Here is a 23666-nt window from a genome sequence, read left to right on the forward strand (position 1 = left end):
CGCCTCGCACGTTTTCGCGCAAATCACGCGGCGCGCCGCACCCGGCGGCGCACCGACGATCCCCCGCGTGGTCGGCGTCGCCGTGACGGGCCCGTAGCGACGCCGTTCGCCGGTGACCGAGGATCGGGGCCCGATCGCCGCCGCCATCGATCTGACCTATGGGCCAGCCTCGAGATCGCAAAAACCTTGCGCTCGACCGCCCGCTGGTCACTATGCTCCTCGCGGCACATGGCGAGCACCGACCACGGCGTGATGACCTCGAGGCCAGGTTCGATCCTGGCCGGGCGTTGGCGCGTCGTCGGCGACCTCGGCCGTGGTCCGCTCGGCGAGCTCATGCGCGCCGAGGATCTCGAGCTCGCGCGCCCCGTCGCGGTGAGGTTCGTGCCCCCCGAGCTGGCCGGCGGCGACGACCTGTACGCGCGGCTCGAGCTGCGGTGCACCCGCAACCTCCGCCTCCCGCGCGGCGACGTCCCGCTGCTCGCCGATCTCGTCGATCTCCTCGACGTCGGCCGCGACGAGCGCGGGCAGCTGTTCCTCGTCACCGACGTGTTCCCCGGCCACAACCTCGCCGACGTGCTCGCGCGCGAGGGCCCGCCGCCGTGGCAGCGGCTGCGCGCGTTGCTGGTGCGCGCCTGCCAGATCGTGCACCTGTCCCATGAGCACGGAATGATCCGCCAGGATCTTTCGACCAGCGCGCTCTACCCGGTGCGCGACAAGAACGACCCCGGCACGCTCAAGGTCGTCAGCCCCGGCTTGATGGTCGCCGGCGGCGGTCGCGTGTGGTCGTGCCCCGAGCCGCGCGCCGCGGCGATGCTGGCCCGCTACGCCGCGCCCGAGCAGATCAGCACCGGCGTCGTCGATCGCCGCACCGACGTCTACGCCCTCGGCGTCATCCTCTACGAGTGCCTCACCGGCCGCGTCCCGTTCGCCGACGCCCGCCCGGCCCACGTCCTCGCCGCCCACCTCATCACCCCGCCCGCGCCGTTCACCGCCGCCGTCCGGCGCAAGCTCCCCGCCGAGCTCGAGGCGATCGTCCTGCGCGCGCTCGCCAAGTCGCCCGACGATCGCTGGCCCACGGTGATGGCGCTCGCCAACGCCATGGCCGCGATCGAGGTCGGGCGCTGCGAGTTCAGCGGCATGCTCGACACCGGCGACGCCGACGACCCCGCCGAGCACCTCGAGCCGCAGGCTCCGGCCACCAGCATGCGGGTCGACCGCGCGCGCCTGTCCGGAAGGGCAGGTCTCGTGTGGGCCGCCGATCCCGGGAGCACCGGCGAGCACGCCCTGCGCGACCTCCTCGACGCCGGCGAGTCGGGCCTCGGCCTCGCGTCGGCCAGCAGCAGCGCCTCGCTGTCGCGCCCGGACGGCGTCGAGGAGAGCTCCCCGGCCCTCGCGTACGACTCGGCGACCCGCTGGGCCGCCCCCTCGTCGGCCGCGCCGCCAGCCATCGCCCCGCGTCGGCTCGCCCCGTGGCTGCTCGCCTGCGGCCTCTCGATCTTCACCGCCGGCGTCGTCAGCGTCGGCCTGCGCCCTGCATCCGACGGCGCGCCCCCTCCGACCGTGGTGAGCGCCGGCGATCCGGTCGCCCATTCCCCCTCCGACTCCCGGTCGAGCCGCCCGAGCCCGCTGGTCCCCGCCTCCGTCCGCTTCGACGCGCTCGGGTCCGGACACCTCCCGGAGGCCTCGCCGGTCGACCCGTCGCCGCCCGTCGACGCGACCGCGTCCACCGGCCCCCAGGGCGCCGCGTCGCCCGGGGCCGATCCCGCTTCCGGCCCGACCGCCGGAGCGAGGCCCGCGGGCGCTCCCCCCGTGTCCCCTCGCGTCCCTGCCGCGCTCCCCACGACCCCTCCAGTCCCGGGCGTCGACGCCGAGGTCCACGACCGGCCGCCGTCGCTCAAGCCACGCAAGTCGGCTCCGCAGCCGCGCAAGAGGGTCTCCGGCAGCGAGCACGACCTGCCCGATCCGGCCGCGCCCGAGCCCGCCGGCCCGACCGACTGACAGGCGTGTGACTTTACGGTCCCGCGTGCCGCGGCGACCGCCCCTCCGGGCACGCCGGGCGCATCCGGGGCCGACCGCGGCGGAGGGTTTGCCACCGCCTCCGCCATCGCCTATCCATGATGTCCATGGGTTCATACGAACACGACGACGACGATCGCCCCAGCGCCGCTGCCCGGTTCGCCAAGGGCTCGCTGCTCGTCCTCGGCGGCCTGTTCGCCCTGATGATCGCCGCGCGGATGGTCTTCGGCCTGTTCTTCGCGGTCCTCGGCAACGTCCTGTTCGTCGGCGCGCTCGCCGGCGCCGGCTACATCGGTTATCGCCTGGTCGCCGGCAGCGGCGAGCGCAAGGCCGTCACCGGCGGCCGCAGCGCCCGCGCTCTCGGCCCCGGCCGCAAGCGCGGCGGCGACGACTTCGAGCGCAAGATGCGGGAGCTCGACGCGATCGAGCGCCGCCTCGACGCCGAGATCTCGAAGCGCTGAGGGCCTGGTCGTTCGTACATGTCCTGTAGAACAGGCCCGAACGGACCTGTCCTCCGCAACATCCGCGCGCCACCGCCGTCGCGGCCGGCCTCGCAGGGCACCGCTTCGCCCGCTCCCGCACGACTCCCGCCCGGTGGTCGCCGGTCGGCCCCACGCGAGCGCCCACCCGGGGCGCACGCTCGTGCACGCGAGGCGTCTTCACGGCCCGCATTGATCCCGCGCGCGCTCGCGGGCACGATCGCCGCGTGAGTCGACTGCTGCTCATCCGCCACGGTCAGGCCTCGCTCGGCGCCGCGGACTACGACGTCCTCTCCCCGCTCGGCGAGCAGCAGGCCGGCGCGCTCGGGTCCTGGATGGCGCGCATGATCGACCCGCCGCACGCCATCTACGCCGGGCCGCGCAAGCGCCAGCGGGACACCGCCGCGCACCTCGTCGCCGCCGCGCGCTCGGCCGGCGCCGAATTTCCCGCGCCGCAGGAGCTGCTCGAGTTCGACGAGTACCCCGCGATCGTCTTGATGAAGGAGGCCGTGCCCGAGCTCGCCGCCCGCGACCCCGAGCTCGCCGCCCTGGCGACCGCGTGGATGAGCGCCGAGCGCGGCACCCCCGGCCACCAGCGGGCCTTCGAGCTGGTGTTTCAGGCCGCCATGCAGCGCTGGCACACCGGCGCGCTCGAGCACCCGGCCGTCGAGCCCTTCCGCGAGTTCCAGGCCCGCGTCGCCCGCGGCCTCGAGCGGGTCATGCAGCAGCACCCGCGCAAGAGCACCGTCGTGGTCGTCAGCTCGGCCGGGCCGGTCGGCGTCATCACGGCGCTCGCGCTCGGGCTCGACACCTGGGCTGGCCTCAAGACCAGCTTCATCGTCCACAACGCCTCCGTCACCGAGCTCGCCTACCGGCCCGGCGAGCTGCAGCTGCGGGTCTTCAACGCCCTGCCGCACATCCACGAGCGCGCCCACGTCACCCTGCGCTGAGCGGTCACCGCGGCCGCCCGTCGGGCCGCGCGCGCTCGCGGACTTCGGGCGACACCGCCTCGGTCAACAGAGACCGGGGACGCACGAACCCCCCGCGCGCGACCGACCTCGACCCTCGCCGAGCAGCGCCTCGCCGTGGCCGCGGGCGCACCGCCTGCGGTAGCCTCGCCACCCATGGACTTCGCGATCCCGCCCGCGACCGCCGCCCTCCTCGACCGCGCCCGCGCCTTCATGCGCGCCCACGTCCTCCCGGCCGAGCCCGTCGTGCTCGCGCGGGGCGTCGACGCCAGCGCCGACATCATCGCCGGCCTGCGCGCCGCGGCCCGGGCCGAGAACTTGTGGCTGCCGCAGATGGGCACCGACGCCGGCGGCCTCGGCCTGTCGCTGCTCGACCACGGCATGCTCAGCGAGGTCCTCGGCGCCAGCCCGCTCGGCCACCTCGCCTGCAACTGCCAGGCGCCCGACGCCGGCAACATGGAGATCCTCCACCGCTACGCCACCCCGGCCCAGCGCGAGCGCTTCCTCGAGCCGCTGCTGCGCGGCGAGATCCGCAGCTGCTTCGCCATGACCGAGCCGGACACCGCCGGCTCCAACCCGACCCAGCTCGCCTGCGCCGCCCGCCTCGACGGCGACCACTACGTCATCGACGGCCGCAAGTGGTTCACCACCGGCGCCGACGGGGCCGCCTTCGCCGTCGTCATGGCCGTCACCGATCCCGCCGCCGAGGCCCACCGGCGCGCCAGCATGCTGCTCGTCCCGACCGACACCCCCGGCTTCGAGCGCGTCCGCAACGTCCCGATCTTCGGCCACGCCGGCGCCGGCTGGGACTCGCACGCCGAGCTGCGGTTCGCAGCCTGTCGTGTCCCGAAGGACAGCTTGCTCGGACCGGCCCACGGCGGCTTCGTCATCGCCCAGGAGCGCCTCGGCCCCGGGCGGATCCACCACTGCATGCGCTGGCTCGGGATCTGCGAGCGCGCCCTGGCGCTGATGGCCGCGCGCGCCGCCACCCGCGAGCTCGCCCCGGGCGAGCGCCTCGGCGACAAGCAGATCGTCCAGGCCTGGCTGGCCGAGTGCCGCGCCCGCATCGACGCGGCCCGCCTGCTGGTCCTGCGCACCGCCTGGCTCATCGACCAGCACGGCTTCGCCGCCGCGCGCGACGACATCTCCCTCATCAAGTTCCACGTCGCCGAGGTCCTGTCCGAGGTCCTCGACCGCGCGATCCAGGTCCACGGCGCCCTCGGCCTCACCGACGACACCGTGCTCGCCTTCTTCTACACCCGCGAGCGCGGCGCCCGGATCTACGACGGCCCCGACGAGGTCCACAAGGTCGCCGCCGCCCGCCGGATCCTCGCGCGCCACCGCCCCGGCCGCCCCGGCTGACGCCACCTGGCCCTTCCGCCCTGCTCTCTCGGACCTGTCCTCACCGACATTTCCGCTTCGACCTGCCCTTCCAGACCTGTCCCTTCGACCACTCCCCTCGCTCACCGACCTGCCCCGGAGGACTCATGACTGCGATCGATAACCCGCGCCCCGTCCGCCCCGGCGAGGAGCTCGACCTCGGGCGCCTCGCGCCGTACCTGCGCGACGCGCTCGGCGCCCCCGCCGACGCCGACGTCAGCGCGCAGCAGTTCCCCGGCGGCCACTCCAACCTCACCTACCTCGTCAACGTCGGGGCCGACGCCTACGTCCTGCGTCGGCCCCCGTTCGGCACCCAGGTCAAGACGGCCCACGACATGGAGCGGGAGCACGCGCTCCTGTCCCGCCTCGCGCCGGTGTGCGAGCGGGCGCCGCGGCCGGTCCACCTCTGCCTCGACGAGTCGATCCTCGGCGCCAAGTTCTACCTGATGGAGCGGCGCCAGGGCGTCGTCATCCGCCGCACCCCGCCGCGCGACGTCGTCTTCACCCCGGAGCTCGCGCGCGGCCTCGCCACCGCCGCCGCCGACGCGCTCGCCGACCTGCACGCCATCGACATCGAGGCCTCGCGCCTCGTCGAGCTCGGCCACCCGGACGGCTACGTCAAGCGCCAGGTCGAGGGCTGGACGAAGCGCTACGCCGCCGCGAAGACCGACGACATCCCCGCCGTCGACGCCGTCGCGACCTGGCTCGCGGGACACATGCCGGCCTCGGGCGCGCCCACCCTGCTGCACAACGACTTCAAGTACGACAACCTCGTGCTCGCGCCCGACGACCTCACGCGCGTCACCGCGATCCTCGACTGGGAGATGGCGACCGTCGGCGATCCGCTCATGGACCTCGGCACCGCCCTCTGCTACTGGGTGCAGGCCGACGACCCCCCCGAGCTGCAAGCGTTCGCGTTCGGACCGACCAACGCGCCCGGCAGCTTCACCCGGGCCGAGTTCGCCGGGCACTACGCCCGTCGCACCGGCCGCAGCCTCGACGCGATCACGTTCTACTACGCCTTCGGCCTGTTCAAGACCGCCGTCGTCGCCCAGCAGATCTACGTCCGCTTCGTCCGCGGCCACACCAGGGATCCGCGGTTCGCCATCATGATCGAAGGCGTGCGCGCGCTCGCCTCGCAGGCCGAGCGCGCGATCGAGGCCGGCCGGCTGTAACACCCGCGGCGGCGCTCCGTTGACGCCGCGCATGCCGTCCTGCCGCGCTCGCCTCCTCCTCCTCGCCCTCCTCGCCCCCGCCTGCGGTGACGACGGCGACCCCGGCGACAGCGTCGCCACCCCCGACGCCGCCGGCGGCGGCGACGACACGACGTCGACCGCGGCGCCTCCGGGCGCGACGACCGACCCCGATCCGACCGCGGACGAACCTACGAGCACGAGCGACCCCGGCACGACGTCCGCCGCGAGCACCACCGGCGACGAGCAAGCCTCGCCGCCGACCGACTCGGCCGAGCAGCTCGAGCAGTGGCTCGCTGCCGGGCTCTACAGGAGCTGGCCGGCCGAGTCGCAGATCCACCCGTCGGCCGGCCCCCACGGCGGCAACGTGCGCACCTTCGTCACCGCCGCGCTCGCGCAGTCACTCGCCGACGCCGACGGAATGCACCCGCAAGGCGCAGCCGCCGTGAAGGAGCTGTACGGCGACGGCACCGACGTCATCGTCGGCTACGCGGTGATGGTCAAGCTCGCCCCCGACAGCGCGGACGGCGACGGCTGGTACTGGTACGAGCGCCTCGACACCACCGTGTACGCCGACGGCACGGGCGTCAAGCTGTGCACCGGCTGCCACGCGGACGGGGCCGATTACGTCCTCACGCCGTACCCGCTGCAGTGAGGTGATCCAGACGATGTCGGGCGCCGCGCACGTCGCCACGCCGGCGAAGTGGTGCTACAGTGGATGGTGCGAGCGGGACGCTCGGCATGAGGCCCAAAGTTCTACCTACACCGTTCAGCCAGGGGTCCGTCTCTGATCGCTGGTGCGCAGGCTCGTCCGACGAGAAGCCCGACGCGGTTAACATAGATCCCACCTACTTGATGTAGGGGTTGAACTTCGGCCACATCATGCCGGGCGACCCGCTCGCCTTTCTAACGCAGGTTCAGGTGTCGTCCACCGCGACCGCGACGCGGCCCTCGTCCCCCGCGAGCGTTCACGTCGTTCCGTGATCGCCGTCGCTGACGTGGGCCCCCGTGAGGGAGGCGCCGGCGCCGGGTTGTGGTAGAGTCCGCGGCCTCATGTCAAACCCGCGCGTCTATTTCGACATCTCCATCGGCGGTAAGCCCGCCGGCCGCATCGTCTTCGAGCTGTTCGCCGACGTCGTCCCAAAGACCGCGGAGAACTTCCGCGCCCTCTGCACCGGCGAAAAGGGCGTCGGTCGCTCCGGCAAGCCGCTCCACTTCAAGGGCTCGAGCTTCCACCGCATCATCCCGCAGTTCATGTGCCAGGGCGGCGACTTCACCCGCGGCAACGGCACCGGCGGCGAGTCGATCTACGGCGAGAAGTTCGCCGACGAGAACTTCAAGCTGCGCCACGTCGGCAAGTACCTGCTGTCGATGGCCAACGCGGGCCCCAACACCAACGGCTCGCAGTTCTTCATCACCACCGCCGAGACCCCCTGGCTCGACGGCAAGCACGTCGTCTTCGGCAAGGTCGTGTCCGGCTCCGAGGTCGTCGACGCCATGGAGCGCGTCGGCTCGCGCAACGGCGCCACCAGCCAGACCGTCACCATCGAAGACTCCGGCCTGGAGGCCTGAGCGCCGCCTGTCCTGCAGGACATGTCGCGACGGTCCCCGGCCTGACCGTTGCGACATGCCGCACCGGCGCGGCCCTCGCCTGCCCCTCGGGTCATGTCCTCGCACCTGACCCTCGCTCGCTCGGTGGCCCATCCCGGCGCGGGCCTCGGCTGATCGTCCGAGCCTGACTCCCGTCAGCTCGCGTCCTCGCGGCGCGGCCCGCTCCCTGCCTGTCCGTCGACCTCGGCCGGCGTCACTCCCCGCGACGCCGCCAGCGCCGCGATCATGCGCGCGCGCACCTCGGCCCGCAGCTCCGCCGCACCTGCCCCCGGGGCCAGGTCGGCGAGCGCGACCGGCGGCAGCACCTGGACCATGATCGGCAGCCGCGCCCGATCGAGGCCGATCCGCCACGACGACTTCGGCAGCGCCGCGCTGGTGCCGTCGAGCACGATCGGCACCACGGGCACGCCGGCCTCGGCCGCCAGCGAGAACGCCCCGTGCTTGAAGCCGTGGATCCGGCCGTCGCGCGAGCGCGTGCCCTCGGGGAACATGAACACCGAGGAGCCCGCGTCGAGGTTGGCGCGGCAGCTGCGGATCATCGCCGCGATGCTGGCGTTGTCACCGCGACGCAGCGCCACGTAGCGGTTCAGGCTCATGTTCCAGCCGATGAACGGCACGCGGAACACGCTCGCCTTGGCGACCCACTTGAAGTGGCGGAACAGGGTGAACAGCACCAGCGTGTCGACGTGCGACTGATGGTTCGAGCACAGCACGTACACCCCGCCCGGGGCGATGTGCTCGCGGCCGAGCACCCGCACGTCCCAGCCCGGCATGAGCAGCGCGTAGTGTCCGCCCCACAGGCACGTGTAGCGGTGGAGCAGCGCGCGCCGGCGATCGAACGGCGCCGTCACCAGCGTGATCACCAGCGCGCCGGCGAACCACAGCGGCTGGCTGAGCACGAAGTAGAGCGCGAAGAGCAGGACCGCCGCGATCCGCAGCACCCCGCGAACATACGAGCTGCCCGACCCGCGCTCAAGGCGTCTCGGCCAGCAGCGGGCCCAGCCGCGCCATGATGTGCTCGACCGCCTCCGGCCCCTTGATCCCGCCCTGGATCTGCTTGCCGCTGGCGCGCCCCTCGGCATCCGGCAAGGCGAACAGCGGGATGAAGCGCGACTTGTAGCCGGCCGCGGCCAGGCGCTCCTTGTCGCGATCGATGTCGAACTCGAGGAAGCGCACCCCCGCGAGCGGCTGGTCGAGCCGGCCCGACTTGACCGCGTCGTGGAACGCCACGCACGGCTCGCACCAGCCCGCGCCCACGGTGACCACCAGCGGGCCGGCCTCGCGCGCCGCCTCCTCGCGCACGATCGCCGCCAGGTCGCCGGTCTCCGGCGCCGCGATCAGGCGCGGCTTGGCGGCGACGATCGGGTCCGGCTCGGCCTTCGCGGGCGGAGCCGCCGCGGGCGGGCTCGCCGGCTCCGCGCACGCGAACGTGCCCATGAGCGCGAGCGAGAGCGGAGCGGAGCGGCGACGGGCGGACGGCACCGCGTCATCATGCCACGATCGCGCCCCCTCGCCAGCCCGCCGCCGTCCGCGGCGTGCGCGGCCGCTTGCCACAGGCGGCCGCGCGCCGCTACAAGTGAGCCGCTGTGCAGCGGCTCCGCTCGGCCCTCTTCTGGTCCTACCTCGCGGCCAGCCTGGTCGTCTTCTGGATCGCCGTCGCGCCGATCTGGGTGCTCGTCGCGCCCTTCGATCCGCGGCGGCGGTTCTCGCACTGGTACGCGATCACGTGGGCAAACCACTGCATCCGCCTGTTCGGCGCCTCGCGGATCCACATCCGCGGCCGCGAGCGGCTGCTCGGCGATCGCCCGTGCGTGCTGGTCGCCAACCACCAGTCGTTCGGCGACATCTTCGTCCTCTACGCCCTGCGCACCCCGTTCAAGTGGGTCGCCAAGGAGTCGGTGTTCTGGGTGCCCTTCCTCGGCTGGATGATGGCCATGGCCGACTACGTGCCGGTGCGGCGCGGCGACCCGCACAGCCGCGCGCGCATGCTGGCGCGCTGCCGCCAGCACCTGCGCGACGGCTCGCGGCTCCTCCTGTTCCCCGAGGGCACGCGCTCGCGCGACGGCCAGATCCGCGAGTTCCGCCGCGGCGCCTTCGCCCTGGCCGTCGAGGCCGGCGTCCCGATCGTCCCGATCGTCATCGACGGCACCGGCGCGGCCTTGCCGCGCGACGGCTGGGTGTTCGAGGATCTCGACGACCTGCGCGTCGACGTCCACGTGCTCGAGCCGGTCGATCCGGACGCCACCGGCGGCGACGTCGAGCTGCTGCAGACCCACGTCCGCGAGCTCATGATCGCCGCCCTGCACGACATCCGCGGCCCCCGGGCGGTCCGGCCGCGCGCGTGATCGCCTGTCCGGGCGGGCATGTCGGTGGCGACATGTCCCTTGCGGCATGCTCCCGAGAACATGCCCCCCCGAACATGCGCTCTCAGCCAGCCCGGCTCAGCCCTGCCCGACCAGCGCCTCGAGCTCGGCGACCCGCTTCGGCGCGCCGGCGCTGAGCACCTCGGGCCCGGCCGGCGTGACGAGCACGTCGTCCTCGACGCGGATCCCGACCCCGCGGAGCGCCGCCGGCACCTCCGCGGTGGCCGGGAAGTACAGCCCCGGCTCGACCGTCAGCACGTAGCCGGCGCGCAGCGGCCGGGCCCGGCCGGCCACAGTGTAGCGGCCGACGTCGTGGACGTCGGCGCCGAGCCAGTGGCTGGTCTTGTGCGGGTAGTACGGCTTGTACAGCTCCTCTTCGATCGCCTCGTCGACGCCCGCGCGGACGAGGCCGAGCGCGCGCAGCCCGTCGCACAGCACGCGCAGGCACGCGTCGTGGATCGCGTCGAGGCTCGATCCCTCGGTCGTGGCCGCGATGCCGGCCTCGTTGGCGGCCAGCGCGATCTCGTAGGCGTCGCGCTGCGCCGGCGAGAAGCGGCCGCTGACCGGGAACGTGCGCGTGATGTCGCCGGTGAACAGCTCCCACTCGGCGCCGGCGTCGACCAGCAGCAGCTCGCCGTCGACCAGCCCCCCGCGGGCGGCCGTGTAGTGCAGCGTGTTGGCGTTCGCGCCGGCCGCCACGATCGTCTCGTAGCCCGGTCCGCTGGCGCCGCGGCGGCGGAACTCGTGCTCGAGCAGCGCCTCGATCTCGAGCTCGAGCCGCCCGGCCCGGGTCGCCCGCATCGCCGCCACGTGCCCGGCCGCGCTGATGTCGACCGCGCGGCGCAGCGCCGCCATCGCCGCCGCGTCCTTCACCATCCGGTCCTCGGCCAGCAGCGCCCGCGCGTCGCGGAGGCACGTCGGCGCGACCTCGCCCCGGCGGTCGCCGGCACGCAGGCGCTCGATCGCGGCGAACGCCGCCCGCTCGAGCGTGGGACATGTCGAAAAGGGCAGGTACACCTCGTCGACGCCGTCGAGCAGGCGCGGCAGCTCGAGCTCGAGCTGCGCGATCGGGAACACCACGTCGACGCCGAGCCGCTCGCGGGCCTCGTCCGCGCTCGGCCGCCGGCCGTGGTAGAGCACGTCGCGCTCGTCCTGCACCGGCATGAACAGCGCGCTCGCGGGCTGGCGTCCTGGCCTGAGCAGGAGCACGCTGCCGGACTCGGCCGCGCCGGTCAGGTAGTAGAAGTTCGACTCCGGCCGGAAACGGTAATGCGTGTCGCCGGAGCGGGTCGGCGGCGCGCCGGAGGACAGCAGCAGAGCGGCGTCGCCGAGGCGCGCGGCGAGGCGGGAGCGACGCGCGGCGCAGGCCGCCAGATCCGGTGCAGCGACGGAGGGCGAAGGCACCAATCAAGAATAGGACCGCAAGCACCGCGGCCCCTTCGGATCCCGCGTGCGGGATGTCATGCTGCCGCGGTGCGCAACGGCCTGCGCGAAGCCTTCCGGGGGTTTGCGCGAGTCGGCAGGCGGCCGGCTGCCGAAAACGGCGATGGGTCGCGGCAACGGTCGCGTGCGCTCGGCACGGGAGGGATTGCACCCAGCCGCCGGGCGGCGGAGAGTTGCCGCCGATGGCGACGCAAAAACTGAGCAATCAGCGGATCCACGAGGTACAGCAGGTCCTCGCCTCGTACGTCCCCAAGCTGCCCGGGACCGACGTCAACCTCCTGGCGGCCCTCTGCAAGGCGGTCCTGACCTCGGTCGACCTCCGAGACATCCGGCGGGTGGCGAGCGCCGAGCTCGTCGAGCAGCTCGAGCAGGTCCTGAGCACGATCAGGACCCGCGGCCGCGGCGAGATCAACTCCGTCGTGCGCCGGCGCGACGACAGCGTCGTCCTCGAGAGCTGCCTCGAAGACCAGCCGTTCCTGGTGTCCTCGCTGCGCGCGCTGTTCGGCGCGGAGCGGCTCGAGATCGCCAGCCTGATGAACGCGGTGATCAAGGTCCGGCGCGACGCCGGCGGCAACCTGACCAGCATCGGCATGGGCGCGCCGGAGTCGGTGATCCGCGTCGAGCTCGACGCCGGCCAACATGTCCCCGAGGACATCGAGGACCGCTTCCGCCTCCGCCTCCGGATCGTGCAGGCGATGGTGCGCGACTTCCAGCCGATGAAGCGCCGGCTGCAGGACCTCGCCGACGACTACCTGCGGGCCGCCAACGCCGAGAGCAACGACCGCAGCCTGACCCTGCGCGAGACCGAGGGCATGGTCCGCTGGCTGTGCGAGGAGAACCTCGTGCTGCTCGGCGTCGAGGAGTACGACGACAAGGGCCACCGGATCTCCGCGCTCGGCACCGCGGCGGTCAACCTCAGCGAGCGCGACGCCGATCGCTTCGCCGCCTACGCCCGCGACCTCGATCGCACCGTCCGCTACCACCGCAGCAACGAGGAGTCGCCGGTCCACCGCAGCGGCAAGCCGGGCCACTTCGTCGTCACTCGCGTCGGCCGCGACGGCCAGCCGGTCGGCACCTGCCTGATCAACGGCCTCTTCACCTACAAGGCACTGCACACCCCGCCGGAGGAGATCCCGTTCCTGCGCGTCATGCTGCGCAAGCTCCTCACCGAGCGCAGCGTCTCGATCGACAGCCACCGCGGCAAGAGCCTGACCAACGCGTTCAACTCGCTGCCGCTCGAGTACCTGCTGACCCAGAGCGAGGACAGCATCTGGGAGCTGACCGACCGCGTCCTGCGGGCCGAGGTCGAGGGCGGCTCCGACGTGCACATCAACGTCGGCGAGGACGGCCGCTTCGTGTTCGCGTTCGTCAGCCTGCCGCGCGAGCAGTTCAACGACGAGCTGCGCCTGCAGGTGCAGGAGAAGCTGCAGCGCGAGTTCGGGGCCACCTACTCCGACTTCGGCGTCTACATGGATCGCTACGACAACGCGATCATCCACTACTACATGACCGGCCCGACCCCGTTCGCGGCGGTCGACACCGAGCGCGTGCGCGCCGAGGTGCTCGCGCTGGCCAAGGGCTGGAACGAGCGCCTGCGCGAGGCGCTGTCCGAGCTGGCCCCGCCCGACCAGGTCGAGGAGCTGTTCGAGCTGTACCACGGCGCCTTCAGCGAGGAGCACAAGCGCCGCGCCGGCGACCAGCGGCTGCTCGGCGACCTGCGCTGCATCGAGAACATCCGCCGCGGCGCCGAGTTCGACTTCGACCTCTACGTCTCGGTCACCGGCGACCACCCTGGCAGCCTCAACATGCGTGTGTTCAGCCGCAAGGCGATGAACCTCAGCGACGAGCTGCCGCTGATCGGCAGCTTCGGCTTCAAGGTCGTCGACGAGTACGCGCGCCCGGTCCACATCGCGCACGCGACCCCGTTCGAGCTCGACAACTACCGCCTCGACGTCCGCCCCGAGCGGATCCCCGCGGTGATGAGCCGCGCCGACGAGATCCGGGCCACCCTGCGCCAGGTCTACGCCGGCACCATGGGCCGCGACTCGCTCAATCAGTTGATCGTGTCGACGACGTTGACCGCGCTCGAGGTCGAGATCCTGCGCGCCTACGTCGCCTACCTCCACCAGGTCCGCTGCCCGTTCACCTCGGCGCTGATCCGCCAGACGCTGGTCGCCTACCCGACCGTCGCCTCCGCGCTGGTCTCGTGGCTCGACGCCCGCTACGACCCGACCAGCGCCAGCCCGCAGCTGGCCGAGGTCACCGACAAGACCCTCGAGGCCGAGCTGCGCGACGTCGCCGACTACACCGCCGACCGCGTGCTGCGGGCCGTCGCCGACGTCGTCCGCGCCACGCTGCGCACCAACGCCTTCGTCATCAAGGCCCAGCCGGGCGCCCGCCGCGATCAGGCCCCGGCGATGGCGTTCAAGTTCGACGGCCAGCGCGTCCCGTTCGGCCCCGATCCCAAGCCGCTGCGCGAGATCTTCGTCTACCACCCCGACTTCGAGGGCGTGCACCTCCGCGGCGGCCGCGTCGCCCGCGGCGGCATCCGCTTCTCCGACCGCCCCGACGACTTCCGCACCGAGATCCACGGCCTCATGGCCACGCAGATGGTCAAGAACGTGCTGATCGTCCCGGTCGGCGCCAAGGGCGGCTTCGTGCTGCGCCAGGCCCCGACCGACCGCAACGAGCTGCGCGCCGCCGGCGACCGCTACTACCAGATCTTCGTCGAGGCGCTGTTGTCGGTCACCGACAACGTCGTCGACGGCGAGGTCGTCACGCCGCCCGGCATCCTCCACACCGAGGGCCCCGACCCGTACCTCGTCGTCGCCGCCGACAAGGGCACCGCGCACCTGTCGGACACCGCCAACAGCGTCAGCATGACGCACAAGTTCTGGCTCGACGACGCGTTCGCTTCGGGCGGCTCGAACGGCTACGACCACAAGGCCACCGGCATCACCGCCCGCGGCGCGTGGGAGACGACCAAGCGCAACTTCCGCGAGATGGGCATCGACCCCGAGACGGACGTCATCACCGCGGTCGGCGTCGGCGACATGAGCGGCGACGTGTTCGGCAACGGCCTGCTGCGCAGCCGCACCATCAAGCTGCTGGCCGCCTTCAACCACGCCCACGTCTTCATCGACCCCACGCCTGACCCGGAGGTCAGCTTCCTCGAGCGCGAGCGGCTGTTCAACCTGCCGCGCTCGCAGTGGTCCGACTACGACGCGAGCAGGTTGAGCCCGGGGGGCGGCGTGTTCCCGCGCAACTCCAAGTCGCTCGACCTCTCGCCGGAGGCCCGCAGCCTGCTCGGCTTCTCGCCGACCCAGGTCGTCTCGGGCGAGGAGGCGATCCGGGCGATCTTGATGCTCAAGGTCGACCTGTGCTGGATGGGCGGCATCGGCACCTACGTGAAGAGCAAGGACGAGACCCACGCCGACGTCGGCGACAAGGCCAACGACGCCGTGCGGGTCAACGCCAACCAGCTGCGCTTCCGCGTCATGGGCGAGGGCGCCAACCTGGCGATCACCGACCGCGGTCGCCCGGCCTTCGCGCGGATCGGCGGCCAGAACTACACCTCGTTCCTCGACAACTCCGGCGGCGTCGACACCTCGGACCACGAGGTCAACATCAAGATCCTGTTCGCGCCGCTGCTGGCGAGCGGCAAGGTCACCCGCGAGCGCCGCAACGAGCTCCTCAAGGCCGCCGCCACCGAGGTGTGCGACATGGTGCTGGCCAACAACCGCTCGCAGAGCCGCATGGTCAGCTACGACGTCCGCCGCTCCAAGGTCGACGTCTACCGCTACGCGCGCACGCTGTCCTATCTCGTGCAGCACGTGCCGTTCAACCCCGACACGTTCGCCCTGCCGACCGAGGACGAGCTGGCCAACCGCGCCCGCAAGGGCATCGGCCTGTTCAAGTGCGACGCCTCGACGCTGTGCGCCTACGCGAAGATGCTGGTCTACCGCGTGCTCCTCGACGGCGAGCCGCTGTCCGAGGGCCTGGTCGACCGCATGGTCCGCGAGTACTTCCCGGCCGCGATCGTCGACGCCGCCGAGGGCGCCGTGAAGTCCCACCTGCTGCGCCGCGAGATCGCGACGACGATGGTGGTCAACCGGATCGTCGACAACGCCGGCGCGACCTTCTTCCCCGAGCTCATGACCAGCACGGGCCGGCCCGCGCACGCGATCGCCGAGGCGTACATGACCGCGTCCGCCGCCGGCGACGTCGACGCGCTGCGCCGCGACCTCTACGCCAGCGAGGACAAGAACCGCCAGGAGGCGGTCTACCGCGCGATGCACGTCGTCGAGGCCGCCCTCGAGGAGACCACCGTGGTCCTGCTCGAGGCCGACGCCTACGCCTCGATCGATCAGCGGACGATCGATCGCGCCCGCGAGCTGCTCGACCACGTCGAGCACGCCCTGCCCGCCAGCCAGATCCCGCTGCTCCACGCGCGCGCGCACGAGTTCGAGTCGGCCGGCTTCGCCCCGGCGCTGGCCGGCCGCCTGGCGCGGATCGAGCACCTCACCGGCGCGCTGTCGTCCCTGCGGGTGGCCGCCGAGACCGGCCGCGACCCGCTCGACGTGCTGCGCCTGCGCCTGCAAGTCGCCGCCGACATGCACCTGCGGGCCCTGCAGGACGCCCTCGCGCGCATGGTCTACCAGTCGCCGTGGGACGGCCCGGCCGCCAAGGCGCTGTCGCGCCAGCTCCACGGCCACCTCGGGCGGCTCGTCCAGGCGGTCGAGGGCGACGACGTCGGGGGCATGATCGGCCGCCTGGGCCTCGACGGCATCCGCCGCCAGGGCGCGGCGATGCTCGAAGGCGGCGTCACCATCCCCGGCATCGTGCTGTTCGACGACCACCTGCGTCGCCAGCTGCCCGGCGTGGACATCCGCAAGTAGTCGGACCTCGCACCCCGGAGAGCGATCTCCGAAAAATTCAACGGCCTGGCGGCGTACCCGCCAGGCCGTTGTCGTGTCCGCTGGCCCGGAAGCGCGGCCTTGCCCCGCCAGATCGACGTTCTCGCCCCCTCGGCGGGCCCGCAGCGGGCCCTGAAACAACGCCCGTCACCCGCCAATGCTGGACGCAAACGTGCGACGGAGTGGGGCGAACCCGGTCATACGCAGGCATGCGAAGCCAATTAGCCAGTTGCGCTTGTTCCGTAGGATATGCCATGCTGGCCGCACGGAAATGAGGATCGGCGGGTAAGGATTTCTCCCAGAGCGAGCCCAACCGCCAACTCGAACATGTGCGCGCCCCTCACACTGTGGGCCGCGCCCCGACAGCTCCAAAACGACCTCACGAGGGACCCATGAAGAAGTTCAGCTTGGTTTCTAGCCTGCTCTGTACCGCGCTGGTGTTCGGCTGCGGCGATGACGGCAAGCCCGGGGCGACGGGCGCCACCAACCCCACGACGATGGACACCAACCAGACGGGCGACGAGACCGAGGGTGACACGTCGTCGGGCAACGCCACCGAGTCGCCCACGTCGACCTCGCCGGGCACGAACCCGACGATGCCGTCGACGGACCCGACCGGCGACGCCACCACCGGCGACACGACCGAGGGCTCCTTCATCACGCCGCCCGACGGCGGCGGCGGGACCAAGGAGTGCGATCCGTGGACCCAGGACTGCCCGGCCGGCGAGAAGTGCATGCCCTACTCGGGCGACGGCGACTTCTCGTGGGAGTCGCTCAAGTGCACGCCGGTCATGGAGAACCCCGGCCAGACCGGTGACCCGTGCACCGTCGAGGGCAACGGCGTCAGCGGCATCGACAGCTGCGACGTCGGCCACATGTGCTGGAACACCGACCCGGAGACCGGCGAAGGCAGCTGCATCCGCTTCTGCAGCGGCTCGCCCGACGCCCCGACCTGCGACGTCCCCAACACCACGTGCACGATCGTCAACGAGGGCGTGCTCATCCTCTGCCTGCCGTCGTGCGACCCGCTGATCCAGAACTGCGAGGGCGGCGACCTGTGCATCCCGAACGACACGGGTGACTTCATCTGCGTGCTCGACGCGTCGGGCGAAGAGGGCCAGGAGTTCGACCCGTGCGAGTACGCCAACGCGTGCGACCCGGGCCTGTACTGCTTCAACTCCCCGTACGCCGTCGAGTGCAGCCCCGACTCGGCCGGCTGCTGCCTCCCGTTCTGCGACCTGTCCGCGGCCAACACCTGCAACGGCGCCAACGCCGAGTGCATCGCCCTCTACGAGGAGGGCACCGCGCCTCCCGGATACGAGAACGTCGGCTTCTGCGGCATCCCGCAGTGAGCCCCCGCGGGCTCCTGCCCGCCCCCGCCGTCGCAGCCGCCTTCCCCACGGGGAGGCGGCTGTGCCGCTTTCTCCGCCCTGGTGCCATGCCCCTTCCGACATGCTCGCTCAAACATGTCCGGAGCGACATGCGCGAAGCATCATGCCCGAACGGACAGCCTGGCGACGCGACCCACGCGTGACCCGGTCCAGGGCCGCCACGGCGCACCCGGGCCGCGCCGGCGCCCGCTCACTTGCCGCAGGCGCCCAGGGCCGCCTTGGCCTGGGCCAGCGCGTCGGGCTTGGGGCTCTTGGCGGCGAACGCCTTGAGCGCCTCCTTGGCCGGCTTGCACTGCTTGGCCTGCGCCAGGGCGCCGACCTTGCGGACGTGCGCCGACGCCAGCTCGGGCTTGAGGCTCAGCGCCTTGTCGAGCTTGCCGAGCGCGCCGTCGGGCCCGTCGAGCCGCCCGAGCTTGGCCAGCGCGGCCCCCCACTCGCTCCACACGACCGCCTGATCGGGCAGGCGCGCCGCCAGGTCGGCCAGGTGCACCAGCGCCTCGTCGGGGCGCTCGAGCTTGACCAACGCGCGCGCCAGGCCGAGCTTGGCGTCGTTGTCGTCGGGTCGCTTCTGCAGCGCGACCGAGAACTCGACCTGCGCCTCCCGGACCTTGTCGGCCTCCATCAACAGGTGCCCGAGCGTGCGCCGCACCTCGGCGTCGTCGGGGGCCAGCGAGGCCGCCTTCGTCGCCGCCGCCAGCGCCTCGTCGCGCTTGCCGAGCTCGCGGTCGACCTGGACCAGCAGGAACAGCACGTCGACGTCCTCGGGGGCCAGCCGGTTGGCCTCGACCAGCGCCGCCGCGGCGCGATCGTTCTGCCCGCGCGCGTGCGCGGCCCGGCCGAGGTTGTAGTGCGCGTCGGGGAAGTCGGGCTTGGCCGCGATCGCGGCCTCGAACGCCGCGACCGCCTCGTCGAAGCGCCCGGTGTCGAGCGCGATCGCGCCGATGCCGTTGTGCGCCGGGTAGAACTTCGGGTCGATGCGCACCGCCTCCTGCCACGCCGCGACCGCGTCCTCGGGGCGGCCGGCCTGCGCCAGCGCGATCCCGCGGGCGTAGTGGAGCTCCTTGTCACCTGGCTTTTTGGCCAGGGCCTCGTCGAGCACCGCGATCGCCTCGGCGGTCTTGCCGGCGTGCATCAGCTGGCCGCTGCGCTCGATCGGCGGCGCCTCGGGCAGGCGCTCGTCCTCGCCGGCCACGTCGCCCGGCGGCGTCGAGTCGGTCTGGCCCTTCGGGGTGCACGCCAGCAGCGCGGCGGCGGCGAACAAACGGAGTGTCCGGGGGAACGACACCGGCCGACTATACCCGCATTCCCCCGCGCCCGCGCGACCCGCGGGGCGCCCGCCGGCGCGCACACGCGGGCGCGCGCGACCCTCACGGCTCGAGCGTGACCGTCTCCGCCGTGGCCGCCTCGACCTCGTGGCGACGGAACGGATAGTGGTGATAGCGATCCTCGATCCAGTCCGACCGCGTGTCGGCGAAGTGCGGGCTCGCCGGATCGGCGCTGTTGCCCGGCGGGAAGTTGACCACCGCCTGCGGCACGCCGTCGGCGGCGAAGCTCGTCACCACGCGGAACACCGCGCCGTCGTTCGACTCGAACCGCGGCTGCACGTCGAGGTTCTCGTCGAAGAACGAGCTGCCCGAGACGTTGACCGTGTCCTCGCCGCCGTCGGTCGGGTGCCAGCCGCCGTCGAGCTCGCCGCCGTAGGCGTTGCGGAAGCCGGTGCCGTGGCGGTCGCCCCAGCGGTAGCGGTGCGGCGACACGGCGCCGAACTCGGCGGTCAGCCAGTCGGCCGCGTCGACCAGCGCCTCCATCACGAGGATGTCGCGGCCCTGCTGCATCAGCTCGTTTGCGTTGGGGTACATGCCGGTCGCCGCCAGCGCCGCGAACTTCAGCGCGTACACCGGCGACGCGTCCATGATCGACGGGAACACCAGCGCCAGGTCGTCCTCGAAGATCCGCTTGACCAGGAAGTGGGCGAACGCGTGGAACGCCAGCGCGCCGGACTCCCGGCGGTCCATGCGGCGGTTCCACGTCTTCGTCAGCAGCTCGTTCAGCACCTCGAGGTCCTTGCGCCCGCGGTAGGCCAGCAGCGTGTCGTCGGTCGCGACCTTGGCGTACACCTCGGCGAGCACCGGCAACATCTTGTCGGCCACCAGGCTGTGCGTGTCGGACTGGATCGCCTGCATGTCGGCGACCGTGACCTTGCCGGCCTGCGTGAGCTCCTGCAGCCGCTGCTCGACGCGCCCCGCCCGGTAGCCCGGGTCGTAGTAGGCGCCGTAGTACCAGGGGTCGTTGCTGAGGTCGCCGTCGCCGGTGAAGCCCCACGGGTCGTTGTTGGCGGTGACGATGAAGCCGGTCTGCGGCGCCCGGCTGCGCGGCAGCTTGTCGGCCGGCAGGAACGCCCCGGTCCACACGAAGTCGGGGTCGTCGCCGCTCACCACCGTCACCGGCATCTTGCGCCCGCCCGGCGCGCCGCGGTCGGGCACGTTGGTGTTGAGGTGGTAGGTGATGCCGTTGGCGTCGGCGGCCATCCAGTTGAACGTGCCGACCTCGATGAGGTCGACCGCCTCCTCCCACTCGTCGATCGACTGCGCCCTGCCCATGCCGAGGAACGCCTGCGCCTCGTTGGTGCCGCGGAAGCCGGTCCAGTTGATCAGCAGCCGGCGGTTGGACGCGACCACCAGCGCCGGGTCGAGCGGCAGCGCGTCGCCGGTGAGCACCCCGTAGCCCTCGACGTCGCCGACGCGGAAGCTGCGGTCGCCCATGCCCGCGACCTTGATCACCTCGTCGCGCCAGACCACCGGCGCCTTCTTGCCGCCGATGTCGATCGTCGTCTCGTCGGGCGCCAGCAGCACCTCGTAGAGGTCCATGCAGTCGGCGAAGCCGGTGGTCGCGGCCCACTGGACCTTGCGGTTGTGGCCGAGCTGCACGCCCGGCAGGCCGGCGAAGCCGAACCCGGCGACGTCGAATTCGCCGCCGGCGTCGGCGCTGTTGAGGTGCACCGCGTAGACCACCGAGGGGCTCTGCAGCGGCTGGTGCGGGTCGTTGGCGATCATCGGCCTGCCGTTGGCGGTGAACCGCCCGTCGACCGACCAGTTGTTGCTGCCGACCACGCGGAAGCCGGACAGCGCCTGGTGCAGGCGACGCAGCTGCACGGCGGCGTCGGCCGGCAGCGCGCGGTCTGGCTCATGGGACCTGCTCTTTGCGACCTGTCCCGAAGACTTGTTCGGCTCCGGCGCCCCCGGGGCCGGCGCGGCGCCGGACGACGGCCGATCCTCCGGCGGCACCGTGTAGGCCTCCCAGCCCGGGCGCGGCAGCTGGACGATCTCGAGCACCGCGGGCAGGAAGCGGGAGACGACGGTGGCGAGGAACTCGTACTCGAGCACGTTCGAGTTGCCGAAGCTGATCATCTTGCCGATCACCAGCGCGTCGACCGGCTCCCACGGCTCGGGCGCGTAGTTCAGCTCGGCCTTGCCGAACCCGTACGGCAGCGGCGCCGCGCCCGAGTTGACCTCCTCGATGCGGCGGTTGACGCCGGCGATCCACGCGGCGAACAGCCGGTAGTCCTCGGGGCTCTCGGCCAGCAGCCGCTCGGCGTCGAGCTTGCCCCACCGCGGGAAATTGAAGAGGCGCGAGATCCGGTCCTCGTCGACCTTGCTCTCGCCCAGCACCTCGGCCCCGCGCCCGTACGCGCGGCGCCGCATCAGGTCCATCTGGAACAGGCGATCGACCGCGACCTGGTAGCCCGCCGCGAAGAACACGTCGGCGTCGGTCTCGCCGTAGATGTGCGGCACGCCGCGCACATCGATGTGGATGTCGACCGGGGCCGACAGGCCCGGGAACACCTCCGGATCGCCGAGGTCGCCGGTGTCGCCCGTGTCGCCCGTGGTGTCGCCCGAGGGCCCCGAGTCGGCGGGGTTGCAGGCGACGAGCAGCGAGACGAGTAGCGCGCGAGTCACAGGAGCGAGGCGACAGAGCATGTTGGCATGAACTTTTGCGCAGGTTCATGCACACAGCAAGCCCCATGAGCGCCGGCCCGCGGCGCTCCGCGGCGGCGCCCGCGTGCGTCTCACGACGGAGCATCGGCACTCGCGAACGCGCGAGTGCCGGCGGTCGTCACATCGACAGGGAGCCCTTGCGGAAGTCGGTGCCCGCGAGGTGGACGTTGATCAGCACCGGCGAGCCGGCCTTGGCGGCCGCCTTGGCCTCGGCGATCACGCCGTCGACGGCGGCGGCCTCACGGATCTCGAGCCCCACGGCGCCGAAGCCCGCGGCGGCGCGGTGATAGTCGGTCCGGCTCAATTCGGTGCCCACGGCGTCGCCCAGGATCTCGACCTGCTCGCGCGCGATCTGGGCCCAGCAGGCGTCGTTGCCGACGACCGCGATGACCGGCACCTTGTGGCGGACGAAGGTGTCGAACTCGCTCAGGCTGTAACCGACGGACCCGTCACCGTAGAAGATCCAGGTCTCGGCCTCGGGGCGCACGAGCTTGGCCCCGAGCGCGAAGCCGGCGCCGACGCCGAGCGTGCCGAACACCCCCGGGTCGAGCCAGGACAGCGGCGCCCGCGGGCGAACGATGTACGAGGCGGTGGCGACGAAGTCGCCGCCGTCGGCGACCAGCTGGCTGTGGTCGTCGAGGTTGGCCTCGATCCGGCGGCACAGGTGGAGCGGGTTCACCAGCGCCTCCGGGGCGGTCGGCGCGGCCGCGGCCTGCGCGGCGATGTCGTTGTCGCGCGCGTCGTCGGCGACGCGCAGCTTGGCGACCCAGCCGGTGCGATCGCGGACCTGCCCCGCGGCCGCGAGGCGACCGGCGAGCCCCTGCAGGAACCGCCCGGCGTCGGCCAGCACCGGCACGTCCGGGCTGCGGTTCTTCTGCATCTCTTCTTCGCTGCGGTTGGCCGCGATCAGCACCGCCTTGCGGCTGATGTTCTGCCCGTAGTCGAGGCGGAAGTCGCACGGCACGCCGGCGAGGACCACCAGGTCGGCCTGCTTGAGCGCGGCCTTGCGGGCGTGCCGCATCTGCAACGGGTGGCCGGCACCGAGCAGGCCGCGGGCCATGCCCGAGAGGTAGACCGGCGCGCCGATCGCCTCGAGCGCGGAGGCGATCCCGCGCGCCTCGCCCGGGATGCTCATCGCCTGGCTGCCGACCACGATGACCGGCCGCTCGGCGCGCGCGAACGCCTCCGCGGCCGCGCGCAGCTCGTCGCGGGCCAGCGGCGGCGGCGGCACCGGCTTCGGCGTCTGCGGGCGGGCGTCGTCGGCCCCGGCGAACATCCGCCAGGTGTGGAAGCCGAGGTAGGTCGCCAGCGCGCGCTCGCCGAGGCTGGGCGCCTGGCCGGGTTTGGTCTTGGCCACGTACCAGCTCTTGACCACGTCCTCGCTGTACAGCAGGTCGACCGGGCACTCGAGGAACACCGGCCCCGGCACGCCCTCCTGGGCGACGCGGAACGCCTCCTCGAGCGCCGGCACCAGCTCGCGCACGCGCCGGGCCGCGTGGGCCCACTTCACGTGCGGCCGCATCAGCGCCATCTGGTCGATGTCCTGCAGCGCGCCGCGGCCCTTCAGCACCGTCGCCGCCGCGCCCCCGAGCAGGATCACCGGCGACTGCGCCAGCTGGGCGTTCTTCACCGCCGTGATCGTGTTGGTGAGCCCGGGCCCGGCCGTCACGGCCGCGACCCCGGGCACGCCGGTGATGCGGGCCACCGCGTCGGCGGCGAACACCGTGTTGACCTCGTGGCGGACGTCGACGACGCGGATCCCCCGGCGCTTGGCGCCGACGAGGATCGGCGAGATGTGTCCGCCGCACAGCGTGAACAGGAACTGCACGCCGTGTCGGCGCAGCACCTCGGCGATCCGGTCTCCTCCGTCCATCGTCGCTCTCCTTCGGCTCTCGAACTCGTCGGGTGGAA

Annotated in this window: 16 protein-coding genes and 1 other RNA gene; 11 read left to right on the forward strand and 6 right to left on the reverse strand. The window is 72.5% G+C overall.

Translation table 11 applies throughout. The features are described 5' to 3' along the window. Positions 1-228: 228 nt before the first annotated feature. From K7C98_RS28065 to K7C98_RS28095, 8 genes are all read left to right on the forward strand, one after another. A complete protein-coding gene (locus tag K7C98_RS28065; protein WP_224194858.1) occupies positions 229-1998 on the forward strand; it encodes a serine/threonine-protein kinase in 1770 nt (589 codons plus the stop codon). A gap of 125 nt (positions 1999-2123) precedes the next feature. Then, complete coding sequence (locus K7C98_RS28070; protein WP_224194859.1) at positions 2124-2477, forward strand: hypothetical protein; 354 nt, start codon at positions 2124-2126, stop codon at positions 2475-2477. 245 nt (positions 2478-2722) lie between these two features. Then, positions 2723-3445, forward strand: a complete 723-nt coding sequence (locus tag K7C98_RS28075) for a histidine phosphatase family protein (protein WP_224194860.1) — start codon at positions 2723-2725, stop codon at positions 3443-3445. Positions 3446-3619: 174 nt separating this feature from the next. Continuing rightward, the gene (locus tag K7C98_RS28080; RefSeq protein ID WP_224194861.1) at positions 3620-4825 is read left to right on the forward strand and encodes an acyl-CoA dehydrogenase family protein; all 1206 of its coding nucleotides are present in this window, start codon (positions 3620-3622) and stop codon (positions 4823-4825) included. A gap of 125 nt (positions 4826-4950) precedes the next feature. Then, a complete protein-coding gene (locus tag K7C98_RS28085; RefSeq protein ID WP_224194862.1) occupies positions 4951-6018 on the forward strand; it encodes a phosphotransferase family protein in 1068 nt (355 codons plus the stop codon). Positions 6019-6049: 31 nt separating this feature from the next. Next, entirely contained in the window at positions 6050-6691 is a 642-nt protein-coding gene (locus tag K7C98_RS28090; protein WP_224194863.1) for a hypothetical protein, read from the forward strand. A 74-nt stretch (positions 6692-6765) separates the two neighbouring features. Next, a non-coding RNA gene (gene ssrS, locus K7C98_RS45540) (6S RNA) lies at positions 6766-6933 on the forward strand. 156 nt (positions 6934-7089) lie between these two features. After that, positions 7090-7608, forward strand: coding sequence for a peptidylprolyl isomerase (locus K7C98_RS28095; RefSeq protein WP_224194864.1), 519 nt, complete (start codon positions 7090-7092; stop codon positions 7606-7608). Between the two features lie 173 nt (positions 7609-7781). Here K7C98_RS28095 and K7C98_RS28100 read toward each other — a convergent pair whose 3' ends face one another. Continuing rightward, positions 7782-8588 (reverse strand): lysophospholipid acyltransferase family protein, encoded by an 807-nt coding sequence (locus K7C98_RS28100; protein WP_224194865.1) that lies wholly within the window; start codon positions 8586-8588, stop codon positions 7782-7784. 31 nt (positions 8589-8619) lie between these two features. Next, entirely contained in the window at positions 8620-9129 is a 510-nt protein-coding gene (locus K7C98_RS28105) for a TlpA family protein disulfide reductase (protein WP_224194866.1), read from the reverse strand. Between the two features lie 104 nt (positions 9130-9233). Here K7C98_RS28105 and K7C98_RS28110 point away from each other — a divergent pair, with 104 nt between their 5' ends. Further along, positions 9234-9992 (forward strand): lysophospholipid acyltransferase family protein, encoded by a 759-nt coding sequence (locus tag K7C98_RS28110; protein WP_224194867.1) that lies wholly within the window; start codon positions 9234-9236, stop codon positions 9990-9992. 96 nt (positions 9993-10088) lie between these two features. Here the strand turns inward: K7C98_RS28110 and K7C98_RS28115 are convergent, their stop codons facing one another. Then, on the reverse strand, positions 10089-11414 hold the full coding sequence (locus K7C98_RS28115; RefSeq protein ID WP_224194868.1) for an aminopeptidase P N-terminal domain-containing protein: 1326 nt from the start codon (positions 11412-11414) through the stop codon (positions 10089-10091). Positions 11415-11635: 221 nt separating this feature from the next. Here K7C98_RS28115 and K7C98_RS28120 point away from each other — a divergent pair, with 221 nt between their 5' ends. Next, positions 11636-16351, forward strand: a complete 4716-nt coding sequence (locus K7C98_RS28120) for an NAD-glutamate dehydrogenase domain-containing protein (RefSeq protein ID WP_224194869.1) — start codon at positions 11636-11638, stop codon at positions 16349-16351. Positions 16352-16761: 410 nt separating this feature from the next. After that, positions 16762-17721 carry a ribulose phosphate epimerase gene (locus K7C98_RS28125; protein WP_224194870.1) on the forward strand — a complete coding sequence of 320 codons (960 nt, stop codon included), beginning with the start codon at positions 16762-16764 and terminating at the stop codon, positions 17719-17721. A gap of 229 nt (positions 17722-17950) precedes the next feature. Here K7C98_RS28125 and K7C98_RS28130 read toward each other — a convergent pair whose 3' ends face one another. The 3 genes from K7C98_RS28130 to K7C98_RS28140 form a co-directional block, all read right to left on the reverse strand. Further along, the gene (locus K7C98_RS28130; RefSeq protein WP_224194871.1) at positions 17951-19045 is read right to left on the reverse strand and encodes a tetratricopeptide repeat protein; all 1095 of its coding nucleotides are present in this window, start codon (positions 19043-19045) and stop codon (positions 17951-17953) included. Between the two features lie 82 nt (positions 19046-19127). Then, positions 19128-21716 carry a penicillin acylase family protein gene (locus K7C98_RS28135; protein WP_224194872.1) on the reverse strand — a complete coding sequence of 863 codons (2589 nt, stop codon included), beginning with the start codon at positions 21714-21716 and terminating at the stop codon, positions 19128-19130. A gap of 157 nt (positions 21717-21873) precedes the next feature. Next, positions 21874-23628, reverse strand: coding sequence for a thiamine pyrophosphate-binding protein (locus tag K7C98_RS28140; protein ID WP_224194873.1), 1755 nt, complete (start codon positions 23626-23628; stop codon positions 21874-21876). Positions 23629-23666 lie beyond the last annotated feature (38 nt).

The sequence above is a fragment of the Nannocystis pusilla genome, from assembly GCF_020073745.1.
Classification (GTDB): Bacteria; Myxococcota_A; Polyangia; order Nannocystales; family Nannocystaceae; genus Nannocystis; species Nannocystis radixulma.